Genomic DNA, 14855 nt, shown 5'->3' on the forward strand with positions numbered 1-14855 from the left:
CCGGTACGCAAACGACTTGCAGCGAGTTGCTCGCACAGGAGATGACGATGGCGAAGAAGGAAAGTACCCAGCACAAGCTTGACCGCGTTCGCGCGCCTCGGGTCCACATTACCTACGACGTCGATATCGGCGATGCTCAGGAAAAGAAAGAGCTGCCATTCGTCGTAGGCGTTTTGGGGGATTTCTCCGGCAACCCGCTGGAGCCGCTGCCCAAGCTGAAGGATCGCAAGTTCATCTTCATTGATCGAGACAACTTCAACGGCGTTCTCAAGGGCATCAAGCCGCGCCTGGCCTATCGCGTCGACAATACGCTGGCCAAAGACGGTACTCAGCTCGGCGTCGAGTTGAACTTCAATGCGCTTGAAGACTTCGAGCCGCAGAACGTCGTGCGTCAGGTCGAGCCGCTGCGCAAGCTGCTGGAAGTACGCAACAAGCTGGCCGACCTGCGCAACAAGATGGGTGGCAACGACAAGCTTGAAGAGCTGCTGATGGATGTGTTGCAGAACACTGAAAAGCTCAAAACCCTGGGCAAGGAATTCGGTCGCGAAGCAGCCGTTCCAGCCACCGATAGCAAAGAGTAAGGAGGAGCCTGACGATGACCGATAAGCAAACCGCGACTCAGCAGGACGGCGCTCTGGTTGAAGTTGAAAACTTCGCCCCGCAATCTTCCTTGCTCGACAGCATCATTTCCGAAAGCCGCGTTGCACGCTCCGAAACCGAGCGTTCCCGTACCCGCGACCTGATCGGCGAACTCGTGGCCCAGGTGCTGGAAGGCGAGATGACGCCGAGCAAGGACCTGATCGCCGTGCTCGATGCACGCATCGCTGAAATCGATTCGATGCTTTCCGAGCAGATGAACGAGATTATGCATGCTCGTGAGTTCCAACAGCTCGAAGCCTCCTGGCGCGGCCTGAAATACCAGGTTGACCAGACCGAGACCAGCACCACGCTGAAGATTCATCTGCTCAACGCATCGAAAAAAGACCTGGTCCGTGACCTCAAGGCTTCCTCCGAATTCGACCAGAGCGCGCTGTTCAAGAAGATCTACGAAGAAGAGTACGGCACCTTCGGTGGTGCGCCGTTCGGCATGTTGCTGGGTGACTACGAGTTCAACCGCAGCCCGGAAGACATGTATCTGCTGGAAGAAATCTCCCACGTTGCGGCCGCTGCCCACGCGCCGTTCATTTCGGCAGCCTCGGCAGAGCTGTTCGGCTGGGACTCGTTCACCGACATGGCCGGTCCTCGCGACCTGGCGAAAATCTTCGACACCGTTGAATACGCCAAGTGGAAGTCGTTCCGCGCCTCCGAAGACTCCCGTTACGTCGGCCTGACCCTGCCGCACGTGCTCGGTCGCCTGCCGTATGGCCCGGATACCACGCCAGTCGAAGAATTCAACTTTGTCGAAAGCGTCGATGGCCGTGACCACAACAAATACCTGTGGATGAACGCTGCCTACGCACTGGGCACTCGCGTGACCGACGCATTCTCCCGCTACGGCTGGTGCGTGGCGATCCGTGGCGTGGAAGGCGGTGGTCTGGTCGAAGGCCTGCCGACTCACACCTTCAAGACCGATGACGGCGAAATCGCGCTCAAATGCCCGACTGAAATTGCTATCACCGACCGTCGCGAGAAAGAGCTGTCGGACCTGGGGTTCATCCCTCTGGTGCATTGCAAAGGCACTGACTACGCCGCGTTCTTCGGCACTCAGTCGACCCAGAAGCAGAAGCAGTACAACACCGATATCGCCAACGCCAACGCCCGTCTTTCGGCGCAGCTGCAGTACATCTTCGCGACCTCGCGTATCGCTCACTACATGAAAGCGATCATGCGCGACAAGATCGGTAGTTTTGCGTCCCGTAAGGACGTCGAGCTGTTCCTCAACAAGTGGCTGTCGAGCTATGTGTTGCTGGACGATACCGCCAGCCAGGAAGCCAAGGCCAAGTTCCCGTTGCGCGAAGCGCGGGCCGAAGTCTTCGAAGTGCCTGGCAAACCGGGCGTCTACAAGGCTGTGACTTACCTGCGTCCGCATTACCAACTGGATGAACTGACAGCTTCGTTGCGTCTGGTCGCCGAATTGCCGCAATCAACTCGCGGCTAACAACATCCATTACGTGGCCAGGGAGGCAACATGAGTAGCCAACACAAGCTGTTGCCTTCATTGCTGGATCGATTGCTCGACGATCGTCCGCATCAGTCCATGGAAGCATCATCGCAACGTCTTTGCTCGCTGGCCGATTACAAGGCCAGCATCGTTCGGGACCTGGAGATTCTGGTGAACACTCGCCAGTCTCTGGTCGCTGGCGAGCTGGAAGGCTTCGCCAATCTGAGCGGTACCATTCTCGATTACGGTATGCCCGACTTCACCAGTCGGAGCGTGCTCGACCCACAGGATCGTCTGCTGATCCAGCGTCAGCTGGAAAAGGCGATCACCGTGGGCGACCGACGCTTTCGTAGCGTGAAAGTCCAGTTGCTTGCACAACAGACCGGCCAACGCATGCTGACTTTTCGTGTGGACGCAGTACTGCGCCTGCAGGACATTTCGCGTCAGGTTTCTTTTGACGCTGTGCTGCAGGTCAACACTCAGGAATACAAAGTGCAGAACCTCAACTGATGCTCGACGATCTGCTGCCCTACTACGAGAAAGAACTCTCGCACCTGCGCTTTCTGGGCCAGGAATTCGCCGCTCAATATCCGAAGATCGCGTCGCGGCTTCTGATCGAAGGCGACAATTGCGAGGACCCGCACACCGAGCGCCTGATCGAGGCGTTCTCGTTCCTTTCTGCGCGCGTACACAAGAAACTCGATGACGAGTTTCCGGAAATCGTCGAGTCGTTTCTGGAGGTGCTGTACCCGCATTACCTGCGCCCTACCCCCTCGATGTCCATCGTCGAGTTCAACATGGGCAAGCAGGAAAAGGTCACCGAGTCCTATCGAGTGGCCCGCCACACAGAGCTGCACGCCAATGCGGTGGACGGCATCGTGTGCAAGTTTCGTACGTGCTACCCGGTCGAGATGTGGCCGGTTGCAGTGCAAAGCGCTTCTTTCATTGAAATGGAGCGCTCGGCGTTCAACGGCCACAGTGCAGACCTGATTGCACGCCTGCGCATCGGTCTGGCCGCTACTTCCGATGTCCTGTTTGGCAAGATGGAACTGGACCGCCTGCGCTTTTTCCTCGATGGCGAAAGCACGCTCATGCATCAGTTGTACGAGCTGCTGTTCAACAACCTGGCCAAGGCCACATTGTCGTTCGAAGACGAAGGACGGATTCGCGAGGTGGTACTGCCAGCTGGTGCGTTGAAGTCCGTGGGCTATGGCCTGGATGAAGGCCTGGTAGATTACTCGGAGCGCTCGTTTCTGGGTTATCGACTGCTGCACGAGTACTTCACGTTCCCGGACAAGTTCATGTTCTTCGACCTGTCGGGCTTTGCGCGCATCCTGGCGGGCAAAGAGATCGCCAAAGTCGAAATCAATTTCTACTTTTCCGATTACGACCTGACAGATCGCTTGGCACGCCTGACCCAGAACATCGGCCGTAACAATTTCAAGCTCAACTGCACCCCGATAATCAACCTGTTCCGCCAACAGGCCGAGCCGATCAAGCTGACCCACGTGCAGCATGAATACGCCGTAACGCCGGACGTGCGCCTGCAAAGCTCCGCCGAAGTGGTATCGATCGACCGCGTGCGCCGCGTGAAGAAAATCAACGGCAACGACCAGGTCGGCACCTGCCATCCGTTCTTTGAGCCTCGCGGTGATCAAGGCCCTGGGCAAAGTTTTTGGATAGCCCGGCGGCGCCCTACGCAAAGCCGGCAAAGCGATGGCTCGAACATGTTCATCCGGGTTGTGGACCGTGATCTGGAGCTGCTTGACTCCAATAACGACACGCTGAGTATCCGCCTGACGTGCAGCAACCGCGACCTGCCGCTGATGCTGCCATTTGGCGGCGAGCGCGGAGATTTCAATATTCCGTCCAACTCGGTGATCAAAGACATTCGCTGCCTGCGCAAGCCCACCGCGACGGTCCGAGTACCGCTGGGCAACGGGGTCATCTGGCGTTTGATTTCCCACCTGTCGCTCAACCACATGTCGCTGGTTTCGAAGGGGCGCGAAGTGCTGCTCGAGCTGCTGTCGCTTTACAACTACCGCAACGTGTCGGCGATCCGCAAGCAGATCAACGGCATTGTTTCGGTGACCAGCGAACCGGTGGTGGCGCGTATCGGCCATCCACGCCCGAACTTTGTTCGCGGCGTCGGCATCACGCTGAAATTCGATGAAAGCCAGTACACCGGCAGCGGCGTATTTCTGTTCGGCATGGTGCTTGACCACTTCTTCGGCCAGTACTGCTCGATGAACAGCTTTACCCAATTAACCCTTCGCACCTTGCAGCGCGAAAAGAGAGTGGTCCAATGGCCCCCGCGAACAGGCGATCAACCCCTGGTCTGATTGACCAGGCAAGGGCTGAGCCGCACCGATTCGAATTTTTTCAGTTGGTGCGTTTGCTTCGCCTGCACTACAGCAGAAACGGGCGCATGGACCTGGAAACCAGGCCGCATGAAGACCCCCTGCGTTTTCGTTCGCAGCTGTCACTCAACTTCCCGGCCAGTGAAGTCAGTGATCTGCAGTTCGAACGCGAGGGCAAGGTATCGGCCGCAGGTTTGCCGCTGTCCGAGGTGCAAGTCACGTTCATGGGGCTGGTCGGGCCGTCTGGCGTATTGCCGCGCCCTTACACCGAGCTGCTTATCGATCGGCACATCCAGTATCGGGATGACGCTGCGCATGCGTTTCTGGATGTTTTTTCGCACCGCATGACCACGCTGTTTTACGAAGCCTGGCAGAAGTACAAGTTTTACATCGAGTACGAGCGCAGCGGCACATCGAACTTTGATCGTTATTTGCTCAACCTTGTGGGCTTCGGTCCTGAGGCGCTGAAACGCAAATTCGACAAGGACGAGTCGCCACTGCGTCGCGAACTGTTTAGTTATTTCTCGGGAATGTTTGCCCAGAAGCCCCGTAATGCCCTGAACCTGGAGGTCATGCTGAGTTTTTATTTCTCGCTGCCGTTCAAGGTCCAGCAGTTTGCCGGACGCTGGCTGAAGCTCGACAGCAGCCAGTGCACGCAACTGGGTCGCAAAAATGCCGTGCTCGGGCAAAGCGCCGTGGCCGGCAATCGCGTCTGGGATTACCAGTCGTGCGTGCGTATCGAAATGGGTCCGCTGGAGCTGGTCGATTACCAGCGTTTCCAGCCGGGCGCTGTGGATTACCAGAAGCTGGTTGAACTGGTGCGTTTTTATATCGGTGCCGAACTGGACTTCCAGATTGCGCCGAAGCTCAAACCCGAAGCTGTACCCGTGGCCCGACTGGGCCGCCAAGGCAACGTATCTCTGGGCTGGCTTGGCTGGCTCAAACGCCCCGGTGTCGACGTGGAGCCTTCACGTTGCGCCCTTTTTCACATTCCTTTTGATGGGGTCTCCCTGTGAACCTGAAGTCCCTGTTCGCCAAGCTGAACGAAACGAGCCGTACCGCCACTGAGAGCGCTGCAGCGCTGTGCCTGTCGGAGAACCATTACGACGTAGAGGTCGAGCATTTGCTTTTGCAATTGCTCGACAGCAACGAGAACGATCTGCCAGTGATCCTGCGTCACTACGATGTGGTGCCTGATCGCCTGCAAGCGCAGCTGGTAACGGCGCTGGGGACCTTCAAGAAGGGCAACACACGTACACCGGCCCTCTCGCCGCACATCACCCGCATGATCGAACAGGCCTGGGTGCTGGCGTCGATCGAGTTCGGTCAGTCGCAGATTCGCACCGGGCACCTGATTCAGGCCCTGCTGGACGACGATGCACTGCGTCGCGTGGTCATCGGTTCGGCCCCGGAACTGGAAAAAATCAACGCCGACGACCTGCGTCTCAACCTGAGCGCGCTGGTCGAGGGCAGCCCCGAGACCAAACTGAGCAAGCCGCTGGCGAACGCTGACGCAAGCACAGGCGCCACCACCAAGGGCAACGGCAAGACTCCGGCGCTGGACCAGTACACCGTCAACCTCACCCAGAGCGCTCGCGACGGTCGTATCGACCCGGTATTGGGACGCGAATTCGAAGTACGGCAGATGGTCGATATCCTGACCCGCCGCCGTCAGAACAACCCGATCCTGACCGGTGAAGCCGGCGTGGGTAAAACAGCGGTCGTGGAAGGTCTGGCGCTGCGTATCGTCCAGGGTGACGTTCCATCGGTGCTCAAAGACGTCGCCATTCACACGTTGGACCTGGGCTTGCTGCAAGCCGGTGCCGGGGTCAAGGGCGAGTTCGAGAACCGCCTCAAGTCAGTCATCGAAGAAACCAAGCGCAGCCTGCACCCGATCATTCTGTTCATCGACGAAGCTCACACGTTGATCGGTTCGGGCGGCCAGGCCGGGCAGAACGATGCCGCCAACCTGCTCAAACCTGCGCTGGCTCGTGGTGAGCTGCGCACTATCGCCGCTACCACTTGGGCGGAGTATAAAAAGTATTTCGAAAAAGATGCCGCGCTGGCGCGTCGCTTCCAGGTCGTGAAAGTCGAAGAGCCTGACGAAGACAAGGCCATCCATATGCTTCGCGGGCTGCTGGCGAAGATGCAGGAACACCACAAGGTCACCGTGATGGACGAAGCGCTGGTGCAGGCCGTGCGACTATCCAACCGCTACATCACGGGTCGCCAGCTGCCGGACAAAGCGGTCAGCGTGCTCGACACCGCTTGCGCCCGCGTCGCGCTGGGTCAATCGGCGCAGCCAGGCGCACTGGAAGACTGCAAGCGTCACATCGATAACCTCAACGCAGAAATCGCTGTGCTAGAGCAGGAAACCGCCAAGGGCAGTGATCACGCACGCCGCCTGACCGCCCTGCACGAAGAGCTAAAAGCCGAACAGGCCACCCGCGAGTCGCTGGAACAACAGTGGAAGCGCGAGCTGGAACTGGTCGAGAAACTCGGCGCACTCAGCGTTCCGGAACGCGGCGAGCCTGATGCCGAGCAAATTGCCGCAGTTCGCGCCGAACTGGCCAGCGTTCAGGGCGAGCAGCCGCTGGTCCATGCATTGGTGGACGGCGGCACGATTGGCGAAGTGATCTCCGGCTGGACCGGCATCCCGCTGGGAAAGATGCTGCGCGACGAGATCGACACCGTGCAAAGTCTGCCTGCGCTGCTGGGTGAACGCGTACTGGGTCAGGATCACGCGCTTGAAGAAATCGGCAAGCGCATCAAGATCTCCCGAGCGCGCATGGAAGACCCGAACAAGCCTATCGGTGTATTTCTGCTGCTGGGTCCAAGCGGCGTCGGCAAGACCGAAACCGCGCTGGCGCTGGCTGACACGCTGTATGGCGGCGAGCGTAACGTCATCACCATCAACATGTCCGAATACCAGGAAGCGCACACGGTCTCCAGCCTCAAGGGCTCCCCGCCTGGCTACGTCGGTTACGGCGAAGGCGGCGTGCTGACCGAAGCCGTGCGCCGCAAGCCCTACAGCGTGGTGTTGCTCGACGAGGTGGAGAAAGCCCACCCGGACGTGCTCGAGCTGTTTTTCCAGGTATTCGACAAGGGTGTTCTGGACGACGGCGAAGGTCGCGAGATCAATTTCCGCAATACCGTGATTATCCTCACGTCCAACACAGGCACCGACCGCATCATGCAGTGGTGCCTGAACACCGAGCAGAAGCCGACTCCCGATGACATCGTGGAAGGCCTGCGCGACGAGCTGAACCAAGTGTTCAAGCCTGCGTTCCTGGGTCGTCTGACTATCGTGCCGTACTACCCGGTGCAGGACGCCATCCTGGAGCGCATCGTCGGACTGAAGCTGGAGCGCATTCGCAAGCGTTTCGAGCGCAATCATCAGGCGGTGCTGAGTTACGACCAGGCGCTGATCAAAGCCATCGCTTCGCGCTGCACTGAAGTGGACAGCGGCGCACGTAACATCGACAACATTCTGTCCAAGACCCTCATGCCGGAACTCGCCCAGCGGGTGCTCGAGCGGATGGCGCAGGACAAACCGATTCAAAGTCTGAGCATCGACCTGGGCAGCGACGGCGATTTCGCCTACACCCTGACCTGATCGATCACCCATAGGTAGCACGTGATGAATAAAAGACTTCAAGGCAAAAGTTCCTCGAAGCCAGCCTTGGCAAGGTGCCTGGCTGTTCTGGCAGTGATGATGGCGCTGTCCGCCTGTGGCGTGACAGACCGTGTCGCCAAGCGCATGGATGACACCTGGGCTGGCGACATGATGTTCGGTGACAACGAGAAAGTGATCCTGACGACCGACGGTGGCAACCAGCTCAACCCCGATGAGTACGGCAAGCCGCTCTCGGTAGTGGTGCGCGTTTATCAACTGTCCTCGCTGGAGCGCTTCGAGTCCATCGACGCCGACAGCCTCTGGGATAATCCACAAAAGGCGTTGGGCAACACGCTGGTCGAAAGCAAGGAGCTGATTCTGCTGCCGGGCATGGGCCAGACCGATCAATGGCCGCTGAACCCCAACGCTTCGTACGTGGGCATCGCGGCGTTCTTTCGGACTGACGAGAACAGCCGCTGGAAAGTGGCGTTCGACGCCAATACGTTGCGCAAGGACGGTATCTGGTTCTCGTCCGACGGTGTTCGCGTGCTGGTGGACAACAACTACATCCTCGCCGCCCGCGGTGTGGATGTGCTGAACAGACTCAAGACCGAAGAGCAGTTCAACAAATCCAATGCATTGCCGGTAAAACCTGCAGAAAAGACCTTGACCGATCGTGCGCAGGACGCGGCAGTTCAGCAAGTTCAGGACTCTGCCAGCAGCTCCGCTAAAAAAGCGGCGGACTCACAATTCAATTCTTTGTTGGAAGGCGCCAAATGAGCAAACAAAGCCGCGTGATGTGGTCGGAAGGCATGTTCCTTTTGCCACAACATTTCCAATACCAGGATGAGTTTCATCAGCATCAGCTTGCTGAGTCGACCCTGCGCAACACCCCCTTCCACTGGGGTGTGCAAACCCTTGAGGTCGATGTAGAGGCACTGGCGACCGGCTCGCTGCAGCTGAAGCGCCTGAAGCTGGTGTTCCCGGACGGCAGCCTTTACGACGCCCCACAGCACGATCCGCTGCCTGCTGCACGCGACCTGAAGAACCTCATCAAAGGTGGCGAAATCAAGGTTTACGCAGCGCTTAAACTGCCTGAACCGTTTGGCCTGAACTACGTCGAAGACGGTCAGGAACAGAAGAGTGCCCGGCGTTTCCGCAAACAGTTCGACACGCTGCCGGACCTCAACGAAGGCGATCTGGAAAACGAGATCACCAGCCTGCGGCTGAACGTCGTGATGCTGGTCGATGGCGACAGTCTGGACGGTTACAGCTACTGCCCGATTGCCCGACTGGCGCGCAACAACATCGGTGGCTTCAACCTTGATGCTCACTTTGTGCATCCGACCCTGCACGTGGGCACTCACGAGACACTGATCGGCCTCGGCAGGCGCCTGATCAGCGTGTTGCAAGCCAAGAGCAAAGCGCTTTCCGGTCGCCGTCGCGAACGTGCGGACCAGATCGCCGAGTTTGGTTCCAGCGACGTGACGCTGTTCTGGCTGCTGAACACCGTCAACCGGGCTTATCCGCAACTGGCACACCTACTGGCCCATCCACGCCTGCATCCAGAGCGTCTGTACCTGTTTCTTGCCGAACTGGCAGGCGGTTTGCTGACCTTCTCGCTGGACACCCAGCTCACCGACATTCCGGATTACGATCATCAGGACCCGGCCGCCTCGCTGGTAAAGCTTGACGAACTGGTTCGTCTGTTGCTCGAGAACGTGATCCCGAACCAGTGCATCGTCATCAACCTGAGCCAGGTCAGACCGTCGTACTGGCAAGGCCAGTTGCTGGACCCGCGCCTCACCGAAGCCGACTTCTATATCTCGGTACACGCCGACATGCCTGGCTCCAGCCTACTGGAACTGGTGCCGCGCGCGTTCAAGGTGGGCTCGCCGGAAGACATCGAAGTGGTCGTCAACAGCGCCATGCCTGGTGTCACACTGAACCACTCGACACGTCTGCCGAACGCCATTCCGGTGCGCCTGGACAACCATTATTTCTCCATCGAGCCGCATGGCCGGGTGTATGAGCGAATGATGGAAGCCCAGGCCATTTCCTTCTACGCGCCCAGCGCGTTTACCAATCTCAAGCTTGAACTGTTGGCGGTGCTTAAATGAATGATGCCGTGATGCAAGGTGCCGCTACGGCCGCAACCGAAAAGCCTACGCTCAAAGACCTGGTACGGGACTTCATCACCATGGCGCTGATCGTGCGTCGCGGTCGCCAGTCGACCTCGGTCACTGCGTTCGAAGCCAGCGTCGATACCTTTTTCGCTAACCTCGAGCGCCAGGCGCGCAGCGCCAATTACAGCGTCGAACAGGTCAAGGACGCCCAGTACGCACTGTGCGCATTCCTTGATGAAAGCGTGCTGCGCTCAGGCGATAACGACATGCGTCGCCACTTCGAAATGGAGCCGTTGCAGTTCCGTTATTTCGGGGTTCACCTCGCGGGTGAGGGCTTCTTCGAGAAGATTGAGCTGCTGCGCGCCGACGTGAAGAAAAACCTCGATGTGCTCGAGGTGTACCACCTGTGTCTGGCGCTGGGTTTCGAAGGCAAGTTCGGCCTCGGCCAGAAAGACCAGCTGCGCTATCTGGCCAACACCCTGGGTCAGGACATTGCGCGGCATCGCAAGACGCCCAAGGCACTGTCGCCGGACTGGGCGTTGCCTGATCAGGTTTCACAGATGCTTCGTCATGAAGTGCCGGTCTGGCTCTATCTGGTGCTCATTGCGCTCGTGTGCCTGGCTGTCTATCTGACACTCGACTGGTTGCTGGGCAAAGACGTGGCCGCGTTGGCCGAACAAATCAGCCAACTGTTCAATGCTTGAGCCCCGCTCAGGTAACCGAGTCAGGAAGACATGAAGACATTATTGCGTCTGTTAAAAAGTTTCTGGTTTCTGGTCCCGATACTGTGGCTGGCGAGCCTCGCCGTGTGCTGGTTTTTCGCCCCCAGAATCAGCTGGCTGCAAGGCTACATGCTCGAAGCGATGGCGATCATCAGCGCCTTCTATCTGCTGCTGATCGTGCTGCGTCAATACCGGCGGATCCGTACCGAACACAACCTCGAGAATCTGGTCCAGATCGAAGTTGACCGTTCGCTGAAATCGACCGGCGAGTTCCGCGATCAGCAAGTGCTTCGCGACCGTCTCAAGCATGCCATCGCCATGTTGCGTACCGATCGTTCGGCGGGTGGCGGCGGCTCATCGGCGCTCTACGACCTGCCGTGGTATCTGGTCATCGGCATGTCGGCGGCGGGCAAGACCTCGTTGCTGACGCGCTCGGGCCTGTCGGCCAGTATTGCCAGCAGCGCCAACGACACGGAAAGCGGCACCCAGCACTGCGATTGGTACTTCAGCCCTGAAGCGGTGATGATCGATACCGCTGGCCGTTACCTTCGCGACGACCAGTCGGCCAGCGAGTTCGCTGCGTTCCTGCGCATGCTCAAGAAGCAACGCAGTAAAGCGGCTGTCAACGGCCTGGTGCTGGTGGTCAGCCTGCCGGAACTGTTAGCTGCCTCTGCCGCAGAGCGTAACGAGATGGGCGCGCGCTTGGTATCGCGCATCGAGGAATACACCGATTGCCTGGATGCCAACCCGCCTATCTACTTGATGTTGACCAAGACCGACCAGTTGCCGGGCTTCAATCAGGCATTTGAAGGTCTGGACCTGCACGAGCGCCAACAGCCGCTGGGCATGACCTTCGGTCTGAACGAGATCAACACCCAAAGCCTGCGCTCGGTGCTCAAAACCAAGTTGGCAAATCTGCAGGCGCATGTCAGTCGTCACGTCGACTCGCAGATAACCGCGCTGGGTGCCAACGCCAACAGTGCGCTGCTGAACTTCCCCAGCTACTTTGCTGAACTGTCGACCGTTCTCGAAGAGTTTCTGCAGCACTTTGCGCGCAGTAACGTCAACGGTAACCCGCTGTTGTTGCGCGGCCTGTACTTCACCAGCGCTCTGCAAACCGAAAAACAGCTGACGCCGGTCTATGAAGATGACCTTGCAGAGTCTTTCGCCTTGCTGCCGGCCTCCGAAGCCGCTGCGCTGGAGCAGGAGCAAAACCGCAAAACCGGTGATCGCAGCTATTTCATCACCGACACCTTCCGCCGCGTCATCTTCCCTGACCGCGACCTGACGCTGTACCAGTCACGCCACGGCCGGGACAGATCAATCGGCCCGATTGCCATTGGGGTGGCGCTGCTCGCCGGGCTGGCCTTCATCGGCTGGCAAACCCTGTCGTTCCAGAACAACCGGCAGTGGCTGGCTTCTATCAGCCAGCAACTGACCGAGCTGGAACAATCCCCGGACCGCGCGCAACGCCTCGCTTCCGGCCAAGGGCTGGAATTGCTGCGCAATCAGTTGGCGATCATCGAGAAATACCGCACCAAGGGCGTACCGCTGCAACTCAGTGGTGGCCTGTATCGCGGTAGTGATATCTATCTCGCCACACAGACCGCTTACTTGCAGCAGTTGCGTACCCAGGCGCTGGAGCCAATCACACTGAAGCTGCAATTGCAGATGCGCGAATTCAACGAGTTCGCAAAAACCATGGACCCGCAGTATGGCTTCGGCGCTGCAACCGCTGGCTCTGGCACCAAAACAGGCAAGGCACGCGCTCAGGGCCAGAAACTGCTGGACCGCGGCACTCGCAACCTCGCAGCAGGCCGTCCGACCAGCCTGGGCAGTATCCCGCGCAGCACAGGCGATGTTGCCAATCGCCTGACTGGCGCCGCCCGTGGCACAGCCAGCCAGACACGCAGCGAGGCGATTGCCGCTCTGCGCAATCCGGCGACCGCCAACGATGCGGCCGAGCTGTCGGCGACGACAGGCGGTTTGTCGTTGTCGGAAGAAATGCTCGGCCGACTCGATGAACGGCAGGTCGCGTCCATCATCGAGTCATACAACGCCCTCAAGCTTTATCTGATACTGACTCAGCCCACCGCGCATCCGGAAACCGAGTTTGTCGGTGTGGCGCTGCCGGTGGCCTGGACAGGTATTTCCAGCGATGCCAACCCGATCAGCGACAACGTGATCGAGGACAACTCGCCGGTTTACGTGCAACTGCTCAAGAATGGCGACGCGCCGGCCATGCCACGCAATGAACAGTTGATCGATGAAACTCGCAAGAGCCTTAAGTTCTTCATGATTTCCAGCTCGCTGGTGGACCGTGAATACCTGCGCCTGCAACTTGAATCGAGCCGTCAGTTCCCGGCCATCGGCCTGAATGACCTGGTGCCGATGCCCGGCCGCCAGTTGCTGTATGGCTCGGAAGCGGTACCTGCGATTTTCACCCGCCAAGGCTGGGATGAGTTCGTCAAACCCGAGTTGATCAAACTGGTGTCGGGCAATCTGCGTAACGAGACGGACTGGGTACTTGATGGCGAGGGCGGTGACAGCGTCGTACAGAAAGCCAATTTCGTCCGCGAGTTCATGACCCGTTACAAACGTGACTACACGCAGGTCTGGTACACCATGATCGACAGCATCGGTGTGCGTCGCTTCAGCGATATGGCCAATGCCACGCAACAGTTGTCGTTGCTCAGCGATGTGCGTAACTCACCAGTAAAACTTCTGCTGTCGGCGGTCAACGAAAACACCCAGTGGGACGTACCTGCACCGCGTGAAGCACAGCAGACCGGGGTCAAGCGCGATGACGGTTTCTGGGGCAAGGTCGGCGGTATCTTCGACAACAAGGAAGCTGCAGCCAGTGTGCTGACCTCGCCACTGCCCGCGGTCGATGACGGCAGCCTGGCCAAGCGTTTCGAGCCTGTTTCGCGGGTCTTCGCAGCGCAGAACGCCGAAGGCGCCGACAGCACAATCATGGACCGCTACCTTGCTGCGTTGCGCAAGCTCAAGGTCCGGATGAGCAATATCCAGCGTTCGCAGGATGTCGGTAAAAGCAGCAAGCAGTTGATCAGTGAAACCCTGGAAGGCCAGCCGAGCGAAGTCACCAACGTGCGCAACTACGTTGAAACCACGGTCGATACCAGCCAGGGCGGGCTTTCCACGTCGCTGCAAAGCCTGTTCAGCCTGCCGATCCAGTTCGCCTGGGAAACCCTGCGTGACCCGGCTGGCGAGCAAATCGCTAAAGCCTGGGCCAAACAGGTTGCCAAGCCTTGGGACCAGGTCATGGCGCATCGTTACCCGATCGCTCCCGACAGCCGCAACGAGGCATCGGTGAAAGATCTGCAACGCTTCGTCGATCCGGAATCAGGCTTGCTGCCGAATTTCAAACGCAACGAAATCGGCAACCTGTCCGATGGAGAAGGTCTGGGCATGAGCAGCGGCAGCAAGGCACCGCTGGTCAATCCGAAACTGGTCAGCAATATCGACAAGGCCAGCTCGCTGGGCGAAGTCATCGCCAGCCTGTCGGACCGCGACAATGGCTTCGAGATCATGCTCGAGCCGTCGGCCTACTTCACTGACATCATCTTCACGCTGGATGGCCAGGAACAACATTACCGCAACGGCAAAACCAGCTGGAGCCGCTTCTCCTGGCCAGGCACTACCACCGCACCGGGCGCACGCCTGGACGTAGTGACGCTGTCGGGCGAACGCATTACCGTGTTCGACTACACAGGGCGTTGGGGCCTGCTGCGCATGAACGACAGTGCGCATGTTGCCGACCTCGACGGCATCCAGCAGCGTTTCAGCTGGAACACCGCCAAAGGTCCGGTCAGCCTCGTGGTTCGCAACTATGGCGGCGTAAAACTGACCGACCTGGCGAACGTCAAGGCGCTGAGTGCCTTGAATGCAACTGATGGACGGACCAAGTGA

The 14855-nt window shown here is 58.8% G+C and carries 10 protein-coding genes; all 10 read left to right on the plus strand.

The genetic code is table 11. The features are described from left to right. Window positions 1-47: 47 nt before the first annotated feature. The 10 genes from tssB to POR16_RS24385 are packed head-to-tail and all read left to right on the plus strand — an operon-like array spanning window position 48 to window position 14855. Complete coding sequence (gene tssB, locus POR16_RS24340) at window positions 48-581, plus strand: type VI secretion system contractile sheath small subunit (protein ID WP_003318241.1); 534 nt, start codon at window positions 48-50, stop codon at window positions 579-581. 14 nt (window positions 582-595) lie between these two features. Continuing rightward, the gene (gene tssC / locus POR16_RS24345; RefSeq protein ID WP_005895961.1) at window positions 596-2098 is read left to right on the plus strand and encodes a type VI secretion system contractile sheath large subunit; all 1503 of its coding nucleotides are present in this window, start codon (window positions 596-598) and stop codon (window positions 2096-2098) included. Window positions 2099-2128: 30 nt separating this feature from the next. Beyond that, the gene (tssE, locus tag POR16_RS24350; protein WP_005895957.1) at window positions 2129-2611 is read left to right on the plus strand and encodes a type VI secretion system baseplate subunit TssE; all 483 of its coding nucleotides are present in this window, start codon (window positions 2129-2131) and stop codon (window positions 2609-2611) included. After that, window positions 2611-4443: a type VI secretion system baseplate subunit TssF gene (gene tssF, locus POR16_RS24355; protein WP_005895954.1), complete on the plus strand. Its 1833-nt coding sequence runs from the start codon at window positions 2611-2613 to the stop codon at window positions 4441-4443. The genes tssE and tssF overlap by 1 nt, the downstream gene beginning before the upstream one ends. Beyond that, window positions 4407-5477: a type VI secretion system baseplate subunit TssG gene (gene tssG, locus POR16_RS24360; RefSeq protein WP_005895951.1), complete on the plus strand. Its 1071-nt coding sequence runs from the start codon at window positions 4407-4409 to the stop codon at window positions 5475-5477. The genes tssF and tssG overlap by 37 nt, the downstream gene beginning before the upstream one ends. Next, window positions 5474-8077, plus strand: coding sequence for a type VI secretion system ATPase TssH (gene tssH / locus POR16_RS24365; protein ID WP_005895948.1), 2604 nt, complete (start codon window positions 5474-5476; stop codon window positions 8075-8077). The genes tssG and tssH overlap by 4 nt, the downstream gene beginning before the upstream one ends. Window positions 8078-8101: 24 nt before the next feature. Then, on the plus strand, window positions 8102-8857 hold the full coding sequence (gene tssJ / locus POR16_RS24370) for a type VI secretion system lipoprotein TssJ (RefSeq protein WP_080267969.1): 756 nt from the start codon (window positions 8102-8104) through the stop codon (window positions 8855-8857). Further along, window positions 8854-10197, plus strand: a complete 1344-nt coding sequence (gene tssK, locus POR16_RS24375; protein WP_005895938.1) for a type VI secretion system baseplate subunit TssK — start codon at window positions 8854-8856, stop codon at window positions 10195-10197. Before tssJ ends, tssK begins: the two co-directional genes overlap by 4 nt. Then, window positions 10194-10907: a type IVB secretion system protein IcmH/DotU gene (icmH, locus tag POR16_RS24380; protein WP_005895934.1), complete on the plus strand. Its 714-nt coding sequence runs from the start codon at window positions 10194-10196 to the stop codon at window positions 10905-10907. Before tssK ends, icmH begins: the two co-directional genes overlap by 4 nt. A 30-nt stretch (window positions 10908-10937) precedes the next feature. Further along, window positions 10938-14855 (plus strand): type VI secretion protein IcmF/TssM N-terminal domain-containing protein, encoded by a 3918-nt coding sequence (locus tag POR16_RS24385; RefSeq protein WP_005895931.1) that lies wholly within the window; start codon window positions 10938-10940, stop codon window positions 14853-14855.

It is taken from the genome of Pseudomonas coronafaciens pv. oryzae str. 1_6 (assembly GCF_000156995.2).
Lineage (GTDB): Bacteria > Pseudomonadota > Gammaproteobacteria > Pseudomonadales > Pseudomonadaceae > Aquipseudomonas > Aquipseudomonas tremae.